This window comes from Rhodococcus sp. 2G (assembly GCF_001886355.1).
Classification (GTDB): domain Bacteria; phylum Actinomycetota; class Actinomycetes; order Mycobacteriales; family Mycobacteriaceae; genus Rhodococcus; species Rhodococcus pyridinivorans.
Genome location: NZ_CP018063.1, coordinates 455,516 through 477,529 on the forward strand (window position 1 = coordinate 455,516; position 22,014 = coordinate 477,529).

Sequence of the window (22,014 nt, forward strand, 5' to 3'; positions counted from 1 at the left end):
GGTATGTCTGCGCCTGTTCCTCTCGAAGTCGGGATCACACGGTCCGCCGGTCTCTCCACCTCCGGAAAGCGCGTCCTGCTCGCCGAGCCGCGCGGCTACTGCGCCGGCGTCGACCGCGCCGTCGAGACCGTCGAGAAGGCGCTCGACAAGTACGGTGCGCCGATCTACGTCCGCAAGGAGATCGTGCACAACCGCCACGTCGTCGACACGCTCGCCGACCGCGGCGTGGTGTTCGTCGACGAGACCGACGAGGTGCCCGAGGGTGCCGTGCTCGTGTTCTCGGCGCACGGTGTGTCGCCCGCGGTCCACGAATCGGCCGCTGCCCGGCAGCTGCGCACCATCGACGCGACCTGCCCGCTGGTGACGAAGGTCCACCAGGAGGCCAAGCGCTTCGCCCGCGACGACTTCGACATCCTGCTCATCGGTCACGAGGGCCACGAGGAGGTCGAGGGCACCGCAGGTGAGGCCCCCGACCATGTGCAGCTCGTCGACGGTCCCGACGCCGTCGATTCGGTGACCGTGCGCGATCCGTCGAAGGTCATCTGGCTGTCCCAGACCACCCTGAGCGTCGACGAGACGATGCAGACCGTGCAGCGTCTGCGCCAGAAGTTCCCGCAGCTGCAGGATCCGCCGAGCGACGACATCTGCTACGCCACGCAGAACCGCCAGGTCGCGGTGAAGGCGATGGCGCCCGAGTGCGATCTGGTGATCGTCGTGGGGTCGCGGAACTCGTCGAACTCCGTGCGGCTCGTCGAGGTCGCCCTCGGTGCGGGTGCCCGGGCAGCGCACCTGGTCGACTACGCCAAGGAGATCGATCCGGCCTGGCTCGAGGGTGTCGAGACCGTCGGCATCACCTCCGGCGCGTCGGTCCCCGAGATCCTCGTTCAGGGCGTCGTCCAGTTCCTCGACGAGCGCGGTTTCCACGACGTGCAGTCGGTGACGACCGCCAACGAGACCCTGGTGTTCGCTCTCCCGCGCGAACTGCGCGCGTCGCGTCGCTGAACCGGGTAGTTCCGTAGAGCGAAGACGACCGGTCACCGCCGTGAATCGGCACGTGACCGGTCGTCTTCGTCGTGTGGGTCAGTCCTCGTAGCGGTCGCGGTACCGCACGCGCGGCGGCTCGTAGCCCTGCGTGGGTGCGGGGGAGGGCGCCGGTCGACCGGTGTCCGGCTCGGGTGCGGGACGGCGCCGCGGCTCGCGGACCTCCGGCTGCACCGGGTCCGCAGGTCGGGGAGCGCGGGTACGCCGGGGAGCGGGCTGCTCGGCGGTCGGGGATTCGGGACGGACGCGGCGACGGGATCGGGTGTCGGCGACCTCCCGGACCGACGCCTTCGCGGCCGGCGTCCCGCGGCCCGAAGCGGTGCGACGTGCATCCGCAGGGGTGGCCGTCGCCGGTCGCCCCCGGCCCGCACGCCTGGTCGGCCGGTCGTTTGCAGCGCGTGTCGGCCGGTCGCCCGCGGCGCGAGCGGGGCGGTCCTTCGCGGTTCCGGTCTTCGCTGCCCGCGGCTTCGCCCGCTCTCGCGGCGCACGGGCACGTACTCCCGTGTTCTGTCGGGTCACGAAGATCCGGAAACCGCCGATGGCCAGTGCCAGGAGTGTCGCCACCAGCATCGCCGGGAAGCGGTTCACCAGCGGATAGGCGACGTTGAGCGCGAGATCCTTCAATCCGCCGGTGCTGGCGGAGGAGACGATCTCCTGACCGATCGGCACCGCGAGGAGCAGCAGCAGAGGCGGCTGGGCCATGGCCGTGAACAGTCCGCGATAGCGCACCGCCACCACGGCCGCGACGCAGCCGAGCACGTAGAAGACAGTGAACGCAGAGGTCAGCTCGTTCCCGCGTGCGCTGTCGAGCAGCACCCCGAGAAGCGTCGTTCCGGCTGCGATCGCCACGGCACCCCACCAGGGCACACCGGGCACCGTAGGCACCAACGACCGCATGTCGAGCGGCACCGCCGAACGTGCACGTTGGGTTGCAGACACAACGTAGACATTAGCGTGGCGATGTCAGCTCGCTTCGTCGACAGGACCGTCCGCCACTGCTCTTTCTGCCAGAGTGCTGCGTCGCGGCCAAGCGTCGACACGCTGCACCTCGGGCACCTCACCGTCGAATATTTCCAGGTCGTGGAGTTTGCGGGCCGTCACGCCCACCCGGGTGTCCATCGACGAGACCGTCATGTTGAACGAATCGACGGCCTTGCCGAGCTGGTTGCCGAGCCGATCGAGGTGGGAACCGACCACACCGAGCCGTTGGTACAGTTCACGGCCCAATCGGTGGATGGTCGCGGCGTCGCGGGAGAGCGCCTCCTGCCGCCAGGTGTGTGCGATCGTGCGCAGCAACGTGACGAGCGTGGTCGGTGTGGCGAGGATGACGTTCCGGGCGAAAGCGTGCTCGAGCAGATCGGGATCGGCGCCGAGCGCGGCATCGAGGAACGGATCGCCGGGGACGAACAACACGACGAACTCGGGCGTCGGGTCGAACGACTCCCAGTAGGCCTTCGCCGCCAGTTGGTCGATGTGGGTGCGCAGTTGGCGTGCGTGGCGCGTGAGGTGCCGGTCGCGCTCGTCGGGCTCCTCGGCCTCGGCGGCATCCAGATAGGCGGCGAAGGGCACCTTCGCGTCGACGACGATCTGTTTGCCACCGGCGAGGTAGACGAGCAGGTCGGGGCGCACCCCGTCCTTGCTCACCTGGGTGTCGAAGTCGCAGTGCCGGACCATCCCGGCGAGCTCGACGACGCGTTCGAGCTGGATCTCGCCCCATCGTCCGCGGATCTGCGGCGCGCGCAGCGCGGTGACCAGCTGCTGGGTCCGCGTGGACAGCAGCTGCGACGCGCGGTGCATGCCCTCGACCTGCTCGCTCAGCCCGGCGTAGGCGTGCACGCGGTTGCGTTCGACGTGTTCGACCTGCCGGGCCAGCGCTCCGACGGCCTCGTTCAACGGGCCGACGAGCCGCGAGACCTGGTCGCCGATGGCACCGGACTGCCGGCGCGCGGCATCCTCGCTCACCGCTGCCAGCGACTGACGCAGCTGCTCCTCGTTGTCCCGCAGGGCTGCCAGCTGCGCCTCGGCACGGGCTGCGCGTTCGCCGTCGCGGGTGGCCCGCAACAGCCAGCCGAGCACCACCCCGAGACCGAGCGCGACGAGCAGGCCGAGTGCCGTGAGTGCTGTCATGTGGCGGATGATGCCTCATCGATGCGACATCCACCCGACATCCGGGGATGTCGGTCCTCTCCTCTACCGTCTGTCCCATGCGGATCCTGCACACCTCCGACTGGCACATCGGCCGCACCTTCCACGGTGTCGACCTGCTCGCCGACCAGGCGCGTGCGCTGCGGGCCATCGCCGATCTGGTGGCCGAACGCCGGATCGACGTGGTGGTCGTGCCGGGCGACGTGTACGACCGGTCGATCCCGAGTTCCGACGCGGTCGCCGTGTGCAACGCCGGCCTCGAGGCCATCCGTGAGGCAGGGGCGATCATCGTCGCCACCTCCGGCAACCACGACTCGCCGGTCCGGCTCGGTGCCGGCGCTGCCTTCGCCGCGCACGGGGGTCTGCACCTGATCACCCGCGTATCTCAGATCGACAGCCCTGTCGTCCTGCACGACGAGCACGGCCCGGTCCGCTTCTACGGCATCCCGTATCTCGAACCCGAGATCACCCGCGCCGAGCTCGGCGTGCCCGAGGCCCGTTCGCACCAGCAGATCCTCGACGCGGCGATGGAACGCGTGCGCGCCGATGTCGCGGATCGGCACGGCCGCACGGTCGTCCTGGCGCACGCCTTCGTCGTCGGTGGCGAGCCCAGCGACTCCGAGCGGTCCATCTCCGTCGGCGGGGTCGAGACGGTCGCCGCGTCGTCGTTCGACGGTGTCGACTACGTCGCGCTCGGTCACCTGCATTCCCCGCAGACGGTGAGCGAGACGGTCCGGTACTCGGGATCGCCGTTGCCGTACTCCTTCGGCGAGCGCTCGCACCGCAAGGCGGTCTTCGTCGTCGACCTCGACGCCTCGGGTGCGGCGTCCGTCGAGCGGGTCGATCTCCCGGTGATCCGCGAATTGACTCGTCTCGAAGGCGAACTGGACGATCTGCTCGCCGATCCGGCGCATGCCGCCGTCGAGGAGCACTACGTCTCCGCGGTGCTGACCGACGCGATCCGCCCGCTCGACGCCATGCGTCGCCTGCAGGAGCGGTTCCCGTACGCCGTGCACGTCGAATGGCAGCGACCGGCCGGGTCCACGGAGGGCAGCTACCGCGACAAGGTGCGCGGGCGCAGTGATCGCGACATCGCCGCGTCGTTCCTCACCGATGTGCGTTCCGAGCCGTCCGAACGCGAGCGCGGCTGGATCGACGAAGCGTTGAGGGAGGTCGACCGTCGTCGTGGCATCGGCGACGAGACCGACACGCAGTGGCGGACGGACGTGCCGGCATGAGACTGCACCACCTCGAGATCACGGCCTTCGGTCCGTTCGCCGACACCGTCGAGATCGACTTCGACGAGCTCGGCGCCGATGGGTTGTTCCTACTGCACGGGCAGACGGGCGCGGGCAAGACGTCGATCCTCGACGCGGTCGCGTTCGCGCTCTACGGCACCGTCCCCGGTGCTCGCTCCGAGGGGCGCCGGTTGCTGTCCGACCACGCACGGGTGGGTGCTGTGCCGACGGTCCGGCTCGAGGCGACCATCGCGGGTCGCCGTCTGGCCATCGAACGCAGCCCCGAGTTCGAACGCCCGAAGAAGCGCGGCACCGGCACGATCAAGCAGCAGGCCAAGGCGAATCTCACCTGGCTCGACGGGTCGGGGGAGAACCTGTCCCGCGCCCAGGAGATCGGCGACGTCGTCAAGTCGTTGCTCGGGATGAGCGCCGAACAGTTCTTCCAGGTGGTGCTCCTTCCGCAGGGCGACTTCGCCCGGTTCCTGCGTGCGAACAGCGAGGAGCGCGGCAGGCTGCTCGAGCGTCTGTTCGACACCACCCGTTTCGGCGACGTCGAGCAGTGGTTCCGCGATCGGCGCGGTGCCGGAACGAAACTGCTTGCCGAGCAACAGAAGAAGGTCGAAGTGCTCGCGGCGAAGGTGGCCGCGTCGGCCGGGATCGAGGCGGGAGCCGACGCCGATCCGGTGGAATGGGCGGGCCGCCTGCTCGCCGAGGCCGCCGAGAGCCGCGACGACGCCGCCGCAGCGCTTGCACGAGTCCGCGCCGTCGACGAGGTCAACCGGCGCAGGCTCGACGAGACCGTCGCTCTCGCCGACCGACTCCGCCGCCGCCGCGACGCCCTGAACATCCTTGCCGAACTCGAGCAGACGCAGACGCAGCGCGTCGCCGTGACAGCCGAACGCGACGCCGCGCATCGCGCGGTGAGCGTCGCGGTCGTCGATCGGGAGGCCGCCCGCCTCGCGCGCGAGGCCGATGCCGCCGTGGCGCGCGCCGAGACGGCCGCCGCGCCGCTCCGCAACGACGACGAAGGACGCGAACTCCTCCAGGCTGTCGGGCCGATGTCGTCCGCCGCCGACCGCGACATCATCCGACCTCGATGCGAGGAATGGTCCTCGGAGGCAGCGCGACTCGACGTCCTACTCGATCGCCGTCGTCGTCTCACCGAGCTCGAGAACGAACGCGAGAAGTTCGCCGGACGTCGCCGTGCCCTCACCGACGAGCGTCGGCAGGTGATCGACGAGCGCGCCGCGCTGCCCGAACGATCGACCGCCGCTGCTGATGCGGTCGCCGAGGCCGAACGCGCAGCCGCGATGCTCCTCGGCCTGTCCACCGCACGCGACCGTGCCGCCGACGCGCTCGACGCCGCCACCGAACTCGCTTCGCGCCGAAACGAACTCGAACGGCTCGAAGCCCGGGTACTGCAACTGCACTCCGAACACAACCACGCACGCGACGCGCACCTCGACGTCCGGCAGCGCCGGATCGACGGAATGGCAGCCGAACTCGCCGCGCGTCTCACCGACGGCGAACCGTGCATGGTCTGCGGTTCCACCGAACATCCCGAGCCCGCGCGCCCGGCTCCCGACACTGCGACGAAGGCAGACGAGGAACGCGCCCACGCCGCCGAGCAACGCGCCGCCACCGCGCTGAGCGAAGCACGCGAGGCCGTCACCGAACTCTCCGGGATCGTCGCCGTCCTCCGACAGCGTTGCGGCGACGCCGAACTCGCCGAACTCACCACCGCCCACGCCGAGGCGGTCCGCGCCCACAACGAGGCCGCCACCGTCGCCGGTCGGCTCGACCATCTGCGCGCGACGGTCGAGGACCTGCGCAAACTCGACACGGTGCTGGCCGAACAGGAGAAGCGGCTCGACGCCGAACTGTCCGAACTCGCCCGCGAGGACGCGGTCCGCGCGGCCGAGATCACGGAGATCCGCGAGCGCATCGTCGAGGCCGTCGGCGACCTCGACCTGCTCGCCCCGCGACGGAGGACGGTCGCGGCACTGTCCGCCGCCGCCACCGCGCTGCTCGACGCCCGCACCGCCGCCCTGCAGGCGCGCACGGCCGCCGACGAACGCGCCGCCGACGCCCGCACCGCAGCCGCGGAGGCGGGCTTCACCGACCTCGACAGCGCCCGCGCAGCTGTCCGGACACCCGAGCGGCTCGCCGAGATCGACCGCGTCCTGCGCGCCGCCGACGACGAACGCGCGGTGGCTACCTCCACGCTGAACGACCCGGCGATCGCGGCCCTCACCGGCGACGAGGTCGCTGACGTGACGGCCGCGCGCGCAGCGGTGGACGACGGTGCCGCGGCGGTCGAGGCCGCCCTGAGCGCGGCCACCGAGGCCGAGCGCCGGCACCTCGACATCGAGAACTACTCCCGGCGACTCGAGCGTGCCTGCGCCGAACTCGTCCCGCTGCTCGACGAACACGCCGAACTCTCCGCGCTCGCCGACGTCGTCGCCGGAATGGGGTCGAACGCCAAGAAGATGTCGTTGCGCTCGTACGTGCTCGCGGCGCGACTCGAGGAGGTCGCCGACGCCGCCTCCGAACGCCTGCGCAGGATGTCCGGCGGTCGCTACGAGTTCGTGCACTCCGACGCGGCCGAAAGCAGGGGGCGTCGCGGCGGTCTCGGTCTCGACATCCACGACGAGTACACCGGCGCCGTGCGATCGACGAAGACACTGTCGGGCGGCGAGTCCTTCCAGGCGTCCCTCGCCCTTGCCCTCGGCCTCGCCGACGTCGTCGCCGCCGAGGCCGGCGGGCTCGTGCTCGACACGATGTTCATCGACGAAGGGTTCGGTTCACTCGACGCCGACGCCCTCGAAGCGGTCATGGGGGTGCTCGACGAACTGCGCGCGGGAGGCCGCGTGGTGGGCGTGGTCAGTCACGTCGACGAGATGCGGCAGCGGATCCCGAGCAGGCTGCACGTCATCCGTGGCCGCTCGGGATCGACCGTCCGCGTCGCGAGCTGACCGCCCCTCAGTCCTCGGAGGCGGCCGGTGCCGGAGAGGCCGGCTTCGGATCGGGCACCGAGGTGTCGCCCGGAGCCGGGAGTGCCTTCGTCTCGTCGTCCTCGCCTTCACTGGCGCGCTCGTCGATCTGTTCGCCGATGTAGCGGATGACCACCGCGGCCACCGCCGCGACCGGCACCGCCAGGAACGCACCGACGATCCCGAACAGCGACGAGCCGGCCGTCACCGCGAGCAGCACCACGGCCGCGTGCAGGTTCATCGACCGCGACTGCAGCACCGGTTGCAGCACGTTCCCCTCGATCTGCTGCACCGCGATGATGAGGACCAGCACGATGATCGCGGTCGTGAAACCGTTGGCGACCAGCGCCACGAGGACTGCCAACGCACCCGCGACGAACGCACCGACGATGGGAATGAACCCGCCGATGAAGGTGAGGATCGCCAGGACGGGTGCGAGCGGGACTCCGAGGATCAGCAGGCCGATACCGATGAAGAGGGCGTCGATGAAGCTCACCAGGGCCTGCGTGCGGATGAACCCGCCCAGCGTGTCCCACATGCGGCCGAGTACCGCTTCGAGGTGACGTCCGGCGCGGCCACCGCTCACACGGTGCAGCCACGGGAGGAAGCGCGGACCGTCCTTGATGAAGAAGAACGTCAGCACGAGGACGAGAGCGAGCGTGACGAGCAGTGAGCCCGCCGTGCTGACACCGGAGAAGACACCGCCCGCGATGGTGGCAGCACTGCCCTGCACTCGTTCGACCACGGCGTGGACGGCATTGTCGAGTTGCTCGTCGCGCAGGTTGATCGGGGGTCCCTTCACCCACTCCTGCACGGTGTTGATGCCTTCGGTGGCCTTGTTGGCCAGGTCGGGCATCTGGGAGACCACCGACGGGACGATGCCGGCGATGATGCCGCCGACGATCGCGAAGAACATCACGAGGGTCAGGCCGGCCGCAGCAGCCGGAGGAACGCCGCGTTTGGTCATGAAGCGGGTGGGCGGCCACAGGATCGTGGAGACGACGATCGCGAGGGCGACCGGCAGCACGATCACCCACATCTTCTCGATGATCCAGCCGATCACCACCGCACCGGCGGCGATGACGACCAGGCAGGCCGACCACTTGGCGAGCCAGATTCCGCCCGTGCCCAGCAGGCTTCCGCGGTCGGGTTCAGCCGACGGCTTCCCACTGCTGTTTCCGCTGGGCGCGGTCTTCGATTCGGTCAACGACGGTCCTTCCGACATGTATCGAGCTCGATACCGATCGACAGTCGCCAATCTACGGTCACCGAGCGCCGCGCGTGGTCCGGACGACACGCCGGAAACGGCGCTGAAGGGTCCCCTGCCGTGGCATTCTCGAAACGTGACGAACCGAACGAGCACGACCCGACTCCTGCGTGTGTCCGCTGCGACTGTGGCGATCGCCGCCGCCTTCGCGCTCACCGCGTGCAGCTCCGACGACACTCCCAGCGACGAGGACGTGCGCTCCTCGGCGGATGTCGCGGTCACGAGCGTTCAGGAGCAGGCAGAGGGCGCCATCTCGTCGGTGCAGAGCGTCGCGTCCAGCGCGGCCGAGCGGGCCGGCGACATCTTCGACAAGGCGAAGCTCGATGTCTTCGTCGCGGCCTTCCGCACCGGTTACCCGCAGCTGTCGGCCGACCGGGAGACGCAGGACATCGAGTCCATCGTCACCGAGACCTGCCCTCTCATCGACGATGGTGCATCCGACCAGGAAGTGAACGCGAAGGTTCAGGAAGTCGCGGCCAACGGATCGACCGTGCCCGACGGGGACCAGGCAGCGCGCATCGCACAACTGGTGCGGGTGGCGTGCGGGTGAAATGAGCGGCGGACGGCCGCGTAGAATACCGATTCCGTGAGCCTTACCCTCGGAATCGTCGGTCTTCCCAACGTCGGCAAGTCGACGCTGTTCAATGCGCTGACCAAGAACGATGTGCTGGCAGCGAACTATCCGTTCGCCACCATCGAGCCCAATGTCGGCGTCGTCGAACTGCCCGATCCGCGACTGAACCGGCTCGCCGAGATCTTCGGTTCCGAGCGCATCCTCCCGGCCACGGTGTCGTTCGTCGACATCGCCGGCATCGTCAAGGGGGCCTCCGCCGGTGAGGGCATGGGCAACAAGTTCCTCGCCAACATCCGTGAGGCGGACGCCATCTGTCAGGTCGTGCGCGTGTTCGACGATCCCGACGTGGTCCACGTCGAGGGCAAGGTCGACCCGATGGCCGACATCGAGGTCATCGCGACCGAGCTGATCCTCGCCGACCTGGAGACGATCGAGCGAGCGCTGCCGCGGCTCGAGAAGGAGTCCCGGAAGAACAAGGAACTCGTCGCTCAGCTGGAGGAGACGAAGAAGGCTCAGGCGATCCTCGAGGACGGCCGCACCATCTTCTCCGCCCAGGCGGAGGTGAAGGGCGAGCTGCTGCGCGACCTGCACCTGCTCACCGCCAAGCCGTTCCTGTACGTCTTCAACGCCGACGAGGCCGTCCTCACCAACGAGGAGCGCAAGGAGGAGCTGCGCAAGGCCGTCGCACCGGCCGACGCCGTCTTCCTCGACGCCAAGGTCGAGTCCGAGCTCCTCGAGCTCGACGAGGACGAGGCGATGGAGCTGCTCGAATCCATCGGCCAGACCGAGGCCGGTCTGAAGCAGCTCGCGCGCGCCGGTTTCCACACCCTCGGTCTGCAGACCTACCTGACGGCGGGTCCGAAGGAATCGCGTGCCTGGACCATCCGCAAGGGCGACACCGCCCCCAAGGCGGCCGGCGTGATCCACACCGACTTCGAGCGCGGCTTCATCAAGGCCGAGATCGTCTCGTTCGCCGACCTCGACGCGGCCGGTTCGATGGCCGAGGCGAAGGCCAAGGGCAAGGTCCGCATGGAGGGCAAGGACTACGTCATGGCCGACGGCGACGTGGTGGAGTTCCGCTTCAACGTCTAAACACCCTGGTTAATGGGTGTTTTATCGTCCTCAGTCCGCAGTGCGTCCGCAGTAGCCTCCGCGAAGAGCCCGTCCGCAGCTTTACGGGTCCGGTCGGAAGCATCCGGCCACAGATGCGAGTATGTAGTCAGCGTGACCGCCGCGGAGTGATGCCCAAGGGCACGTTGCACGGTCACCACGTCGCAGCCCGCTGCGATTAGCCCAGACGCATAGAAGTGCCGTAGATCGTGCAGGCGTAGATCTCTTGCGCCTGCACTTTCTCGTGTCTTGCGCCAGCGGTAGCCGACACTGTTCTGGTGCCACGGATGCTCGCCTCTGCCGGGGAACATCCACCGCTCAGGGTTGGTTCCGACGCGCCAATGCGCGCTGTGCGCCGACAGCAGATCGAGCAACCCTTGCGGGGCCGGGATGATTCGTTCGGACCCGTACTTCGGTCCACGGATCTCGACCGCGTGTCCATTGGCCTTCTGCACCTGTCGGCGAACCTGGATCTCCCGTCGTAAGAAATCGATGTCCCTGACTTGGAGGGCTGCAGCTTCCCCGAGCCGTAGACCAGCGAACGCGCAGAGTCCGACGAATGCTCGGAAGTCGTCGTCGGATCCACGGAGTAGGGCGCCGACTTCCCTGGGTGTCGGTATGACCATCGCCGCCTCGGTGCGACGAACTCGGGGGAGTGCCACGTTCTGCGACGGGTCGTGAGCGAGCATCCGGTCACGCACTGCAGCTCGCAGAACGGACCGCACGTTGTTGAAGCGGGTCTTGATCGTCGACGGCTGCAGGTCCGCGTCGACCATCGACCGCACCCACTTCTCGATATGAGACGGACGCAGGTCTGCGAGTGCCACGTCCGAGAAGATGACGCTGTTCGCTGCGAGGTTCATTGCTTGCGCGGTTCCCGTCACCCACACCTGCCGTGTGGACCACTCGCGGTAAAACGATGCGAAGGTGACTTTGCCTTTCGCGGGGTCGATGTAGGTTCCAGTGACTTGAGCTGCCGTCACCTCATCGAGCCACTGTTGAGCGTCTGTCTTTCGGGTGAATCCGCGCACGTGTTCCCGGCCGTCATCGTCGACGTACCGTGCACGCCAGCGCTTCCCCTTGCCGTGGTTCGAAGATTCGACGCGCTGCGGTTGTTTCTGCTCGTCGTAGATGGTCTTGTACCAGCGATCTTCGACGCCGGCACGCCGATTACGTTTCGGAGCCATCAGGCTGGGACTCCAACTTCAACACCTGCTTAGAGAACTCTGCGTATTCCTGACGAACTTCCTCCGCTGGCATATATCCATATCGCACAAGCCTCCCTATTTGGTCACTTACTGGTTGAACTACTCGGTGGAGTTCGCGGAGTGCATTGTGAATAAGCATTGACCTCATCAAAACGATTTGTCCTTCAGGGGACAGATCCAAGAGGCCGTTCTCTGCAAGTGTTGCATCCCGCCGAAGTGAATCAGGGTTAACGTCAAGGGCTTTGACCGACTCCTCAAGCTCTCCGATCGAATCCGATATTCCTCTGAGTGTTTTTACTCCGGTTGAAGTGACGCGTTCAATTGCCGCCTTTTGATCACGTGTTTTGTTCCTGCCTAAAAGTTCGTCTAATGGGACCTCGAACAAGGAAGACAGTGCCGCCGCTTCATCTAGCCGGATGGCCCGGGGTTTTTCAGCGTTCCGTAGTTCAATCTTGGCGATCGCTGAGGGATGGAGTTTTAACCCTTCGCCTTCGAGTTTGGCGGCAAGTTCCGCCTGGCTCCATCCGCGGGTTTCGCGCTCGATCCGCACCCGAGTACCGAACACCTGTTCGGGAGTCATCCCAACGTCTTCACTTCCCATACGGGAAAGCTAGCACCCGCTGAAGGTTGCCAACAGGCCCAAGGGTGGTGTACTTCTCGTATAGGAAGTCTCAACCCACAGGAGGAAGAAGTGGACCATCGGCGATCTCCCGTCTCATCCATTGGCGTAGACGAAGAGTTCTGGCAAGCGAAACAGGTCAGCGATCGCACGGGAATTCCGGAAGGCACTCTGCGCTACTGGGCGCATCGAGGCGACATGGGGCCCGCCAGTTTCAAACTGGGCCGCCGTCGTGTCTGGAAGAAGTCGGCTGTCATGGCGTGGCTTGCAGCACAGGAAGCCGCAACCACTACCGCAGGCGGTATCGCCTGATGCGCCGCGACGGCTACTTCGACAGAGAGCCGACCTGCGTGCGGTGCGATTACCCACGCAGACTCCACCACCTGCTCGGAGTCGAACACGACTACACCGAGCGACCGAATGAGAACGCCCCCGATGCCGGCCAGGGCATCGAGGGCAACGAATCCATCACTCACCAGAACGAGGAATCATGAACCATTCTATGCCTTCCTCCCTCGAGATCGTCGAAGCGGCGTTCTCCGCAGGGCACACCACGCTGACCGTCACCCAAGCCGCCGGCATCTGGGCGCAGCTCAACGACATGCACGACCCCGGATACACCCGCGAAGTGTGGCTCGAGCTCGCCATGATCGGCGCGAAAAGCATCCATGACAACAACCTCGCCATGATCGCCGCGTCCACCGTCGACGAGATCGACCCACCCGCAGGATTCGACGGTATCGAACCCGACGACTGGGCGATCGTCCGGAACGATCGCATCACCCGATGGTGGGGCAAGGAAATCGGAGACACCGCCGCGAGCATCGCCGTGCGCGTCATCGACGAGATCGTCGAGGGCCGCATCATCCGCCATGCCCCCGATCTCTGCATCAACGTCAGGGGTGCGTTCTCCGCATCGGAAACCCACGAGATCATCGACGCTCTGCAGGTCGCTGTTCGTGCACTCGCCGAAACAGAAGGGGTGGACGCGTGATGAGCACTCATTTCGACGTGAATCACCTCGTCACCGAATGGCACCTTTGGGTGTCCGACCAGCTCGACATTGAGGTGCCGTCCCTCTGCGGCATCCCGAGCCGTGATTGGGATGTGATCAACCCCGACACCGGCCACGAGATCTACGGCAGTGCTCCTTCCGCAATGTGCAAGCACTGCCTCGAGATCGACGACGCGCTCAACCGCGCTTCCGAGGAACGAGACGCCAAGGCAGACCACGTTCTCGTCTGGGACGAAGGCAAAATCCGCGCGGCTGCCGACGTTCGGGAGGCACTGTGAGCGACCTCTACGACTACATCGACGGCGAGCCCGTCGTCAGCGCAAAGGGACTCGCCTTGCTGCTCGGCGTCCCAGAAGACCAGGTGCGCGCCCTCGCAATGTTCCGCGGCACCGGAGTTGCAGCCCTCCCCGATGAATGGGTCAAGGCCGGCAAACGCCGTTCCAAGGAATACCAGGCTGCCACCGGACGAGACGACATGCTCGGGGCCCTCGAGTACTGGGCACAGCGGGAGGTCGGACAATGACCGATCTCGAACTGTTCCTCATCGTGGCGCTGATGGTCGAGAACATCGCACTGATCGTGGCGCACATCGTCGACCGCCAGGTCGCGGACCGCGACGGGTTCGGAGAGGACGCCACGATCGCGATGCGCCGGCGCCCCCGACTCGAACACGATCACTTCACGGAAGCACTGCAAGCAGGCAGGAGATGCAGCCCGTGACCTGACGACATCCCGCGCTCAAAGGTCTGCGAAACCACTTGAACGCTTCGGGCCGGGAGCCCGACAAAAGGCTCCCGGCCCACCAGATGAAAGGACGCAGCAGCAATGCGTCACACCAAGACTACCGCTACCGGCTCCGATGCCGCTCTAGACCACGCTCACCGCGACCTACTCGCCGTGGCGCAGCAGTGGATCTCGCACCAACCGTCGGGGACGACATTCACGGCCGCGCAAATGGCCCTGTACCTACCACCGCACGCGAACGACAAGCCTTGTCGCCTGGGAGCTCTCGTGCGTGAGTTGAATCGCCGCGGCTATATCGAGTTCCACGGATACGGTCCCCGTGCCGCTGACGGCGATTGGGACGCCCCGGCACGGGTCTGGCGTCGCACCGCCGCACGGGTCGAAGGTGAGGCCGCATGAAGGCACTCGACCGGCTCCGCGACCGCTGGCGTGACCAGGGACTGGTCTGGAAGGACGGTGCCGGCGACACCGCCTCTGCCCAGGCCCCAGGGCACTCGCCGGCCGACCGTTCGGTGACCTTCCGGCAGATCTCAGACCAGGTGCTGATGAACAGTCACGCCGACGACAAACAGGCCGTGCTCGATGCCGTAGGGCTGACCATGCGAGACCTGTTCGACGACACCGCGGGCACCAGCTACACCTACCGTGACGGCCGCACCGTGCACCGCACCTACGACGACCGCGGCCACAAGAAGTTCCGGCAGGCCGGCAACACCACGGGTCGCGACCTCTACCGCGTCGAACGCCTCGACCAGCTCGCTACCGGTACTCCGGTCTACGTCGTCGAAGGCGAAAAGGACGTGCACGCCGTTGAATCCGTCGGCGCTGTTGCCGTGTGTTCGGCGATGGGCGCCGGCAAGGCGCACCTGTTCGACTGGTCACCGTTGGCCGGGCACACCGTGGTGATCGTCGCCGACGATGACGACCCCGGCCGCCGGCACGCGATGCAGGTATACGAGATCGTCGAACCGATCGCCGCTGGTGTCGCCGTTGCCACCGCCAAGGTCGGCAAGGACGCCGCCGACCACATCGCCGCGGGATATGGACTCGACGAACTTGAGATCGTCGACCTCGGCGGCACCACGAGCCGCCGACTGAAAGTCACCCGTGGATCCGAAGTGAAGATGCAGCGCATCCGCTGGGTGATGGAGGACTGGATCCCGGCAGGATCGCTGACCCTGCTCGCAGGCCGGGAAGGACTCGGTAAGTCCACCATCGCCGCTCAGATCTGCGCTCAGGTCACCCAAGGACAGCTCGAAGGGGAATTGCACGGCACTCCGCGAAATGTGCTCTACGTGCATTCCGAGGACTCCCGGGAGTTCACCGTGGCACCGCGATTGAAAGCGGCCGGGGCGGACATGAGCCGGGTGTTGTTCGTCGATGTGGAGACTTCCCACACCGATTCGGGAACATTGATCCTGCCACTCGACACGTTCGCGCTCGAAAAGGTCATTGCACAGCACCAGGTCGCATTCGTGGTCCTCGATGCCGCTACTTCGTCGATGTCTTCGGAACTGTCCGGCAAGGACGACCGTGCGGTCCGGCAGTACCTCGAACCTCTCGCACAGCTCGCCTCGAGACAGGGCTGTGTCGTGTTCGGGCTGTGCCATTTCGGGAAAAGGGACGGAGCTGACACCGGGAAACTGATCCTCGGGTCGATCGCCTGGTCTCAGGTGGCGCGTTCGGTGCTGTCCGTCGCCAAGGACGAGGACAGCGGCAACCTCGTGGTGACCAACACCAAGGGCAACCTTGCACCCCGCATCCGATCGATGGAGGCGACACTCGTCTCGACCACCGTCATGACCGAGGACGGACCGGCGGAGGTCGGCGCACTGCACTGGCTGGGAGAAACCACCCGGGACGCGCGAGAGCTTCTCGCCGAACCGGACGGGACCGATCGCGAGGACCGTAACGAGGCTGAAGTGTGGCTCGAGGACTACCTCACCGAGCACGGCCGCACCCCCGCCAAGGACGTGAAGAACGACGCCCGCAAAGCTGGCATCGCTGAACGCACCCTCAAGCGCGCAGCGAAGGAACTCGGCGTCGTCTACACCACCGAAGGATTCCCGAGAACGACCCGATGGGCACTGCCCACACAGTCGGGCCACGACGAACAGTCGGACCTCATACATGGCCCCACTGGCCCTACTGGCCCAACTGGGCGTGACCTGCGGAAACGCAGTGGCCCCATTGAGGCAGATTCCCAGTCGGGCCACACATCCGTGAATGGCCCCACTGGTGACCCGACCGCTGTTCCGGGGTGCCCCGAGTGCGGATTTCCCCTCGACGGGGTAGCGACCGGCCGGGCGATGCACGCCGACTGCGAACGCCGCGCCCAGCAATCGACCGCACTCTTCGGAGGTGATGCAGCATGACCCGCCGGGCATCCCGCCTGCCGCAGATCCCGGACCGGATTGTCGCTCTCGTCGACCCCCGACTCCGCGGTGCTCGATGTGCCGGCAAGTCCCCACTGTTCGATGCAGAACTCGGCAACGAGACCACCGAGGAACGATCCGAACGGCTCAGCTGGGCACGTAGCCAATGCACCCGATGCCCAGTAGCAGGACCGTGCCGAACCGCAGCGGGGGAACAGGAACATCCCTTCGGGATGTGGGCCGGCCACGTGCACGGACTCCCCGGCCGACCGACACTCACGAAGGAAACGCAGTGAACGACAACGACGCACCCGATCTGCTCATGGTCCTCGGCGGCGACGATCAACCCCTCGGCGTGATCGACGTCGACAAGCTGCACAATGACAGTCTTCAACTCGCATGTGACCTCGCCCTTCACAGCAACGACCAGGCCGCGATCGCCGACGTGGTCTCACAGTGGGTTTCCCGCGTCGGGGTTGGAACCTACGGATATGTCGCGGCCGGCGCACTGCGCATCATGACGCACTGCATCCTCGACCCGATCATTCAGATCGTCGAAGAGTTCGATCCCACGATCCCGGTGCGGGAGAAGATCACCGACACCTACCGCAAGGCCGGGGGACAGGCATGAGGCGCCATCCCTACAGGACATCGGCGCGTGCAGTGGCCCATCACCCGGAGAAACGGATCCGCCTCTACCTCGGCGCCGAACTGTGGACTCTGACCATCGGCGAAGCCACCACGCTCGCTGACCAACTCGTCGACGCCGCCGAGCAGCTCGCGCTCGCGGAGGAAAAGCGGATCCCGTGACCCCACCCGTTCAACGCCTCGCCCCCGGTGTCCTTCTCCTCACCGGGGGCGCGGTGGACGCCCTCCTCTACGCCGTGCAGGTCGCACAGCGTGCTCGACAGCGAAACAACCTTCCTCCCTCACACGCCCTCGCCGAACTCGCGTCCGCCGCAGGACAAACGGACGCCCGTCGCGTGGAACCGCTCGAGGATGAAATGGAAATGATCGCTACCGAGGAAGCCTCACGAATGCTCGAATGCAGCAGCCGCCAGGCCAGACGCCTTGCACCGCGCCTCGGCGGCCGCCGTGTCGGGGGCCGGTGGCTACTGGATCGCAGAGCCGTCATCGAACACATCGAAGGCAGGACACCATGACCGCACCGACACGTCGTGAGGTTGCCGACTATCTCGCTGCCCTCACAGACGAAGAACTTGCCTCCACCATCGCCGAAGCCCGCGGCGGAGGCCCACATTCAACGCGCCATACCCACACGCGCCGAAGCATCTCGAGGTCTGCACATCGAAAGGAGGTAACCAGTGGCAGCAGGAATTGAGCTGGCAACTGCCTATGTCTCGCTGGTGGCTGAGACCCGGGATCTCGGCCGCACGTTGGAACGGGACCTGCAGCGCTCAGGAGACCAGGCCGGCCGCCGGGCAGGCTCGGACTTCGCCGATTCGTTCACTCGCCAAACCCGGGACATCGACAACGATGTATCCCGCAGGCTCGGCAACACCGGCGGGGACGAGGGCGGTGAGGCAGGTCGCCGCTTCTCCTCGTCCTTCTCGGATCGTCTCCGTGGTCTCGGTGACTCGGTCGGTGACCGACTCGGCGGCGCGGCAGATCGCATCGGTGGGATGGCCGGTGATTCCGGCGGCGCATCGTTCCTGACCGGGTTCGCCGGTCAGGTCGGTTCATTGGGGGCGAAGGCCGGACCGATCGGTGCTGCGCTTGCTGGTGTGGCCGCGATCGGTCTGGGTGCCGGTGCGGTGCTGGCTTCCGCTATCGCAGACGGAATGCAGCAGCAGCAATCCCGGGATCTGATCCAGGCCCGTCTCGGCACCAACGAAGAGACGATGGAGAAGATCGGCAAGGCCGCCGGGGCGGCGTTCTCCAATGCTTTCGGCGAGTCTGTCGAAGCGAACATGGAGACCGCCCAACTCGCTATCCAGTCCGGGGTGCTGAACGGCGAGGAAACTGCCTCGGAGATGCAGCCGATCATCGAAGGGCTGCAGGGGGTCACCGACCTCATGGGCGGTGAGATGTCGGACTCCATCCGGGCCGTGTCCGCCCTGATGAAGAACGACCTCGTCGATTCTTCCGAGGAAGCATTCGATGTCATCACCCGCGGCTACCAGCGTGGCGGCAACATAGGTGACGACCTCATCGACTCACTGTCCGAATACTCGGCGGGTTGGAAGCAGACAGGTTTCTCCGCAGAGTTCGCACTCGGGCTGATCAATCAGTCGATGGATCTTGGCGCCGACAACACCGACCGCGCCGCGGATGCACTTCGCGAGTTCGGCCGGCGGATGGTCGAAGAAGGCGACACGATCAAGGAAACCCTCGGTGCACTCGACCTGCCGGTCGATGAACTGTTCACCGCTCTGTCCGAAGGCGGCCCGAAGGGTGAGGAAGCGTTCGATCGGATCTTCGACGCGATCCGCAAGGTCGAAGATCCCCTCGAGCGTGCCGCGTTGGCTCAGGCGATGCTCGGTGACACCGCGGGTGACTTCATCGGAACTTTCACGCAGTGGGATCCGTCGCGGGCCGCGCTCGCGTTCGGCGAAGTCGCGGGCGCAGCGAAGGACGCGCGAGATGTCCTCGGTCAGAACGACGACTGGACCAGGGCCGTCAACACCCTGACAGTGGAGGCGGACAATGCGAAGCTTGCCCTTGCGGAGATGGCGGGTCCGTACTTGTCACAGCTCGCAGACTGGGTGTCGACACACAAGCCGGAAATCATCGGCTTCTTCACTGGCCTCGTCGACGGTGCCCTGCTCGCCGGTGAAGGTATCGCCCGGTTCGTGCAGGGCGCTCTGCATGTGATCGGTCCGTTCGTGGCGATCACCGCTGACGGGTTCGCCGCAGTGCTCGACACCATGGCCGGATTCACGGGTGCCGCTGCGAAAGTCGCCGGCGCACTCGGCATGGACGGGATGTCCAAGGACCTACAGGGTGCCACGGACTTTCTGCAGGACTATTCGGACAAGTCCCGGCAGGGCGCTGGGGCGATGATCGAGCTGGCGGACTCCATCGGCTCGACGGTGATCCCGGGTCTGCAGAACATGCGGCAGGATCTCGCACTGTCCGGGGAGCAGGCGCAGGATTCCGCGTTGATGATGCGGGCACTCGGTGATGAAGTCGAGATGATTCCCGATGAGAAGCGGATCATCATCAAGGACAACACCCCGGAGCGGCAGGCCGAACTCGAGAAGCTCGGGTTGACTGTCACCAAGCTGCCGGATGGGACGTTCGAGGTCACCGCGAACACCGAAGAAGGTCAGCGGATCGTCGACAACTTCCTGAGGGAGAACAACGGCAAGAACGTCGACGTGTGGGTGACGCTGCGCGAGCGGAAAGCCTCACTCGGCATCGCCGAAGATGCACTGGGGCCGTTCTACGACCCAGGGACCGGGCAAGGGTTCGCCACCGGCGGCTACTTCACTGGCCGCGGTACCGGCACCTCGGACTCGAACCTGATCCGTATCTCGGATGGTGAGTTCGTGACGCGGGCGGCGATGACCAAGAAGCATCGCGGTTTGCTTGAGGCGATCAACAACGACCAGATCCCCGCGTTCGCCACCGGTGGTTACTTCAATGCGGATGCGGCGAAGTCGAAGGCGCAGGCGCACAACGGGGAGCCGTACGTGTACGGCGGTCTGGACTGCTCCGGCTATCTGTCCGCGGTGTTCAACGCAGGTACGGGGCAGTCGGTGCGGTTCGTCACCGGATCGGATTTCGAAGCGATGGGTTGGGAGCCGGGTTACGACCCGAACGGATTCTCCATCGGAACAGACAAGGGTGTCGGGGCGAACGGTCACATGGCCGGCACCCTGTTCGGCGTCAATATCGAATCCGACGGATCGAACGGAATCCAGTACGGCGGCTCTGCCGACGGTGCATTGGACTTCCCGTTCGTGTACCACTGGCCCGGGGCGTCCGGCGGCGACGACCCCAGCATGGAGGATCTGGATTCAGGTCGAGCATCGATCGTCGGCATCGACGGCTTGCAGGCCCTCGGCAAATCCACCGGAGGCGGTGGTGGGGGCGGCGCCGGTGGCGGTGGTGCCTCGACCGGCGGCACCGGTGGCGGAACCTCCAACGCCAAGCCCTCCGGGTCGGCGGTGGCGGTGTTCGTCACCAATTGGCCGTCCGGAATGCGCACCGTCGAACCGATCCAGACCGGCAACACCGCGGACGAGTCGGCTTTCGCGCCGAAGACCGAGGATCCGCCGGCCGCGGCGGTCGAGGACCCCAACGCGTTCTCGGTCGAGGACCGGCTCCGCAAATACGGAGAGGACGTCGGCGGAATCGCGCAGGCCGCGGCACTGGAAACGCTCGGACTCGAGGGAACCTTGTTCGATCCGAACCATCGGTTCTGGCAGACGGGACGTGAGGTCGCGCAGGCGTTTGCGGACCAGCAGTCACGGAACGCGCCCGCCGACAAGCCAGCGGAAACGGTCGACAACTCGGTGCGGGTCGAGGCGACCGGTCTCATCGACCAACGAATCATCGACGAGATCGTGCGCCGAATCGAGTCGATGCAGAGCCGGAAGGCGCTGCGTCATCAAGGGAGGCCATTCGGATGAGTCGAGAACCCCGGCCCATCGAGCACTACCTGCACGGGGACGGCCACGTCGTGATCGTCCCCGCCCGGGTGGCCGCCTGGCTCGAACGCCGAGCCAACCTCAACGCACTCCGCATCAGCAACCGAGGACTCGACCCCGAAGTAGACGCCGTCCTCGGAGCACTGCACCTCGGCGCCCTCGTCTGGCGAAATTCCGTAGACGGAACCGCCCCAGCGGAATCCGCGGAACCACAGGCACCCTGTCCCCAGTGGTTGAGCACCATCCAGGTCGCCGACCGCCTAGGGATCACAGACCGAGCAGTGCGGAAAGCAATCGACCGCGGAGCGATCCCCGCCGAAAACATCGAAGGGCGCTGGTTCATCAACCGCGAAGACCTCGCCCACTACCAAACCAGAGGAGACACCCATGGCAACCATGGAAGATCTGCGCGCGCAAGCTGAGAAGATCCAGACGAGCTTCGCTCGTGCGCTCGACGAGATCCGCGCCGACCGTATGCTCAGCGACGAAGGCAAGAAGTCACGCATCCGGGATCTGTACGTGAGCTCGAAGGCTCAGATGGACAAGCTCAAGGCGCAGACCACGCAGGACGAAACGAACCGAATCACCACCCTGCAGCGTCGACTGTTCGGCACAGTCGGAGCCTCCGCGCAGGACGTCATCGCGCAGCGGGACGCGAACGACCGAGCGGAAGCTCTGTCCAGCGAAGAAGAAGCCCTCGCGATGATGCGAAGCGCCATCACCTTCAAGGACCTCATGCTGGAGCGCGCCATCCTCCGTCGCGCCTTCGAGGCCGGCGCCGAACTGAACCCGCTCAACGGCAGACCGCAGCACTGGTTCGACGTGATCAACGCCTACGTCGACGAGCACCCCACCACCGAGGACGACCTCCGAGAGTTGTTGGACCTCACCAAGGCGGCCGCAAACCCCGGCAGATCATTCGGGCAGGCGATGACCACATGGCTCGCCAAGCCTTCCGAGCTCGCCGACGAGTGGAGTCTCTGATCGAACCCGCGCCCCTGCAGACAACCCGCTCTGCAGGGGCGCAGCTGCATCCACCGAACCTGGTGACCCCAGGGGGAGGTGACCC

Annotated in this window: 24 protein-coding genes; 19 read left to right on the forward strand and 5 right to left on the reverse strand. The window is 66.4% G+C overall.

The features are described 5' to 3' along the window. The first annotated feature begins 3 nt into the window (after positions 1–3). A complete protein-coding gene (locus BO226_RS02145; RefSeq protein WP_006553909.1) occupies positions 4–1,002 on the forward strand; it encodes a 4-hydroxy-3-methylbut-2-enyl diphosphate reductase in 999 nt (332 codons plus the stop codon). A gap of 78 nt (positions 1,003–1,080) precedes the next feature. Here BO226_RS02145 and BO226_RS02150 read toward each other — a convergent pair whose 3' ends face one another. Together BO226_RS02150 and BO226_RS02155 are read right to left on the reverse strand one after the other, a co-directional pair. After that, positions 1,081–1,950 carry a DUF6542 domain-containing protein gene (locus BO226_RS02150; protein WP_019288719.1) on the reverse strand — a complete coding sequence of 290 codons (870 nt, stop codon included), beginning with the start codon at positions 1,948–1,950 and terminating at the stop codon, positions 1,081–1,083. Positions 1,951–2,004: 54 nt separating this feature from the next. Continuing rightward, a complete protein-coding gene (locus tag BO226_RS02155) occupies positions 2,005–3,168 on the reverse strand; it encodes a DNA recombination protein RmuC (RefSeq protein WP_071934521.1) in 1,164 nt (387 codons plus the stop codon). 77 nt (positions 3,169–3,245) lie between these two features. On the opposite strand from BO226_RS02155, the gene BO226_RS02160 reads away from it, so the two are divergent. Together BO226_RS02160 and BO226_RS02165 are read left to right on the forward strand one after the other, a co-directional pair. After that, positions 3,246–4,424, forward strand: a complete 1,179-nt coding sequence (locus tag BO226_RS02160; protein WP_006553912.1) for an exonuclease SbcCD subunit D — start codon at positions 3,246–3,248, stop codon at positions 4,422–4,424. Then, positions 4,421–7,399, forward strand: a complete 2,979-nt coding sequence (locus BO226_RS02165; RefSeq protein WP_071936327.1) for an AAA family ATPase — start codon at positions 4,421–4,423, stop codon at positions 7,397–7,399. Before BO226_RS02160 ends, BO226_RS02165 begins: the two co-directional genes overlap by 4 nt. Before the next feature lie 7 nt (positions 7,400–7,406). Here the strand turns inward: BO226_RS02165 and BO226_RS02170 are convergent, their stop codons facing one another. Then, positions 7,407–8,624 carry an AI-2E family transporter gene (locus BO226_RS02170; RefSeq protein ID WP_232238035.1) on the reverse strand — a complete coding sequence of 406 codons (1,218 nt, stop codon included), beginning with the start codon at positions 8,622–8,624 and terminating at the stop codon, positions 7,407–7,409. Positions 8,625–8,796: 172 nt separating this feature from the next. Between BO226_RS02170 and BO226_RS02175 the strand changes: the two genes are divergently transcribed. Both BO226_RS02175 and ychF read left to right on the forward strand, forming a co-directional pair. Beyond that, on the forward strand, positions 8,797–9,234 hold the full coding sequence (locus tag BO226_RS02175; RefSeq protein ID WP_083543721.1) for a hypothetical protein: 438 nt from the start codon (positions 8,797–8,799) through the stop codon (positions 9,232–9,234). 36 nt (positions 9,235–9,270) lie between these two features. Next, on the forward strand, positions 9,271–10,350 hold the full coding sequence (ychF, locus tag BO226_RS02180; protein WP_016693933.1) for a redox-regulated ATPase YchF: 1,080 nt from the start codon (positions 9,271–9,273) through the stop codon (positions 10,348–10,350). On the opposite strand, the gene BO226_RS02185 is transcribed toward ychF, so the two are convergent. Continuing rightward, positions 10,347–11,555 carry a tyrosine-type recombinase/integrase gene (locus tag BO226_RS02185; protein ID WP_071934523.1) on the reverse strand — a complete coding sequence of 403 codons (1,209 nt, stop codon included), beginning with the start codon at positions 11,553–11,555 and terminating at the stop codon, positions 10,347–10,349. The two genes, ychF and BO226_RS02185, sit on opposite strands and share 4 nt — an antisense overlap. Beyond that, the gene (locus BO226_RS02190; RefSeq protein ID WP_083543567.1) at positions 11,539–12,177 is read right to left on the reverse strand and encodes a helix-turn-helix domain-containing protein; all 639 of its coding nucleotides are present in this window, start codon (positions 12,175–12,177) and stop codon (positions 11,539–11,541) included. The genes BO226_RS02185 and BO226_RS02190 overlap by 17 nt, the downstream gene beginning before the upstream one ends. A gap of 90 nt (positions 12,178–12,267) precedes the next feature. Here BO226_RS02190 and BO226_RS02195 point away from each other — a divergent pair, with 90 nt between their 5' ends. The 14 genes from BO226_RS02195 (at position 12,268) to BO226_RS02260 (ending at position 21,929) form a co-directional block, all read left to right on the forward strand. Next, complete coding sequence (locus BO226_RS02195; RefSeq protein WP_442977169.1) at positions 12,268–12,507, forward strand: helix-turn-helix transcriptional regulator; 240 nt, start codon at positions 12,268–12,270, stop codon at positions 12,505–12,507. Further along, on the forward strand, positions 12,456–12,689 hold the full coding sequence (locus BO226_RS27585) for a hypothetical protein (RefSeq protein ID WP_198040680.1): 234 nt from the start codon (positions 12,456–12,458) through the stop codon (positions 12,687–12,689). The genes BO226_RS02195 and BO226_RS27585 overlap by 52 nt, the downstream gene beginning before the upstream one ends. 8 nt (positions 12,690–12,697) lie before the next feature. After that, complete coding sequence (locus tag BO226_RS02205; protein WP_071934526.1) at positions 12,698–13,189, forward strand: hypothetical protein; 492 nt, start codon at positions 12,698–12,700, stop codon at positions 13,187–13,189. Beyond that, the gene (locus BO226_RS02210) at positions 13,189–13,488 is read left to right on the forward strand and encodes a hypothetical protein (protein ID WP_071934527.1); all 300 of its coding nucleotides are present in this window, start codon (positions 13,189–13,191) and stop codon (positions 13,486–13,488) included. Before BO226_RS02205 ends, BO226_RS02210 begins: the two co-directional genes overlap by 1 nt. Next, positions 13,485–13,733 (forward strand): hypothetical protein, encoded by a 249-nt coding sequence (locus tag BO226_RS02215; RefSeq protein ID WP_071934528.1) that lies wholly within the window; start codon positions 13,485–13,487, stop codon positions 13,731–13,733. Before BO226_RS02210 ends, BO226_RS02215 begins: the two co-directional genes overlap by 4 nt. After that, positions 13,730–13,930 carry a hypothetical protein gene (locus BO226_RS02220; RefSeq protein WP_071934529.1) on the forward strand — a complete coding sequence of 67 codons (201 nt, stop codon included), beginning with the start codon at positions 13,730–13,732 and terminating at the stop codon, positions 13,928–13,930. Before BO226_RS02215 ends, BO226_RS02220 begins: the two co-directional genes overlap by 4 nt. 291 nt (positions 13,931–14,221) lie before the next feature. Beyond that, complete coding sequence (locus BO226_RS28360; RefSeq protein ID WP_258913726.1) at positions 14,222–14,353, forward strand: hypothetical protein; 132 nt, start codon at positions 14,222–14,224, stop codon at positions 14,351–14,353. Continuing rightward, entirely contained in the window at positions 14,350–16,329 is a 1,980-nt protein-coding gene (locus BO226_RS02230; protein ID WP_071934531.1) for an AAA family ATPase, read from the forward strand. The genes BO226_RS28360 and BO226_RS02230 overlap by 4 nt, the downstream gene beginning before the upstream one ends. After that, positions 16,326–16,625 (forward strand): WhiB family transcriptional regulator, encoded by a 300-nt coding sequence (locus BO226_RS02235; protein WP_071934532.1) that lies wholly within the window; start codon positions 16,326–16,328, stop codon positions 16,623–16,625. The genes BO226_RS02230 and BO226_RS02235 overlap by 4 nt, the downstream gene beginning before the upstream one ends. Further along, positions 16,622–16,960, forward strand: a complete 339-nt coding sequence (locus BO226_RS02240) for a hypothetical protein (RefSeq protein ID WP_071934533.1) — start codon at positions 16,622–16,624, stop codon at positions 16,958–16,960. Before BO226_RS02235 ends, BO226_RS02240 begins: the two co-directional genes overlap by 4 nt. Then, a complete protein-coding gene (locus BO226_RS26895) occupies positions 16,957–17,139 on the forward strand; it encodes a hypothetical protein (RefSeq protein ID WP_156895089.1) in 183 nt (60 codons plus the stop codon). Before BO226_RS02240 ends, BO226_RS26895 begins: the two co-directional genes overlap by 4 nt. A 515-nt stretch (positions 17,140–17,654) precedes the next feature. After that, positions 17,655–20,927, forward strand: a complete 3,273-nt coding sequence (locus BO226_RS26550; protein ID WP_156895091.1) for a phage tail tape measure protein — start codon at positions 17,655–17,657, stop codon at positions 20,925–20,927. Then, complete coding sequence (locus tag BO226_RS02255) at positions 20,924–21,367, forward strand: helix-turn-helix domain-containing protein (protein ID WP_071934534.1); 444 nt, start codon at positions 20,924–20,926, stop codon at positions 21,365–21,367. Before BO226_RS26550 ends, BO226_RS02255 begins: the two co-directional genes overlap by 4 nt. Next, complete coding sequence (locus BO226_RS02260) at positions 21,333–21,929, forward strand: hypothetical protein (protein WP_156895093.1); 597 nt, start codon at positions 21,333–21,335, stop codon at positions 21,927–21,929. Before BO226_RS02255 ends, BO226_RS02260 begins: the two co-directional genes overlap by 35 nt. Positions 21,930–22,014: the final 85 nt, after the last annotated feature.

Coding starts and splice junctions, on each gene's coding strand:
- BO226_RS02145 (WP_006553909.1), top strand. CDS start 4: ATGTCTGCGCCTGTTCCTCTCGAAGTCGGGATCACACGGTCCGCCGGT.
- BO226_RS02155 (WP_071934521.1), bottom strand. CDS start 3,168: ATGACAGCACTCACGGCACTCGGCCTGCTCGTCGCGCTCGGTCTCGGG.
- BO226_RS02160 (WP_006553912.1), top strand. CDS start 3,246: ATGCGGATCCTGCACACCTCCGACTGGCACATCGGCCGCACCTTCCAC.
- BO226_RS02165 (WP_071936327.1), top strand. CDS start 4,421: ATGAGACTGCACCACCTCGAGATCACGGCCTTCGGTCCGTTCGCCGAC.
- BO226_RS02185 (WP_071934523.1), bottom strand. CDS start 11,555: ATGGCTCCGAAACGTAATCGGCGTGCCGGCGTCGAAGATCGCTGGTAC.
- BO226_RS02190 (WP_083543567.1), bottom strand. CDS start 12,177: ATGGGAAGTGAAGACGTTGGGATGACTCCCGAACAGGTGTTCGGTACT.
- BO226_RS02205 (WP_071934526.1), top strand. CDS start 12,698: ATGCCTTCCTCCCTCGAGATCGTCGAAGCGGCGTTCTCCGCAGGGCAC.
- BO226_RS02210 (WP_071934527.1), top strand. CDS start 13,189: ATGAGCACTCATTTCGACGTGAATCACCTCGTCACCGAATGGCACCTT.
- BO226_RS02220 (WP_071934529.1), top strand. CDS start 13,730: ATGACCGATCTCGAACTGTTCCTCATCGTGGCGCTGATGGTCGAGAAC.
- BO226_RS02230 (WP_071934531.1), top strand. CDS start 14,350: ATGAAGGCACTCGACCGGCTCCGCGACCGCTGGCGTGACCAGGGACTG.
- BO226_RS02235 (WP_071934532.1), top strand. CDS start 16,326: ATGACCCGCCGGGCATCCCGCCTGCCGCAGATCCCGGACCGGATTGTC.
- BO226_RS26895 (WP_156895089.1), top strand. CDS start 16,957: ATGAGGCGCCATCCCTACAGGACATCGGCGCGTGCAGTGGCCCATCAC.
- BO226_RS02255 (WP_071934534.1), top strand. CDS start 20,924: ATGAGTCGAGAACCCCGGCCCATCGAGCACTACCTGCACGGGGACGGC.
- BO226_RS02260 (WP_156895093.1), top strand. CDS start 21,333: ATGGCAACCATGGAAGATCTGCGCGCGCAAGCTGAGAAGATCCAGACG.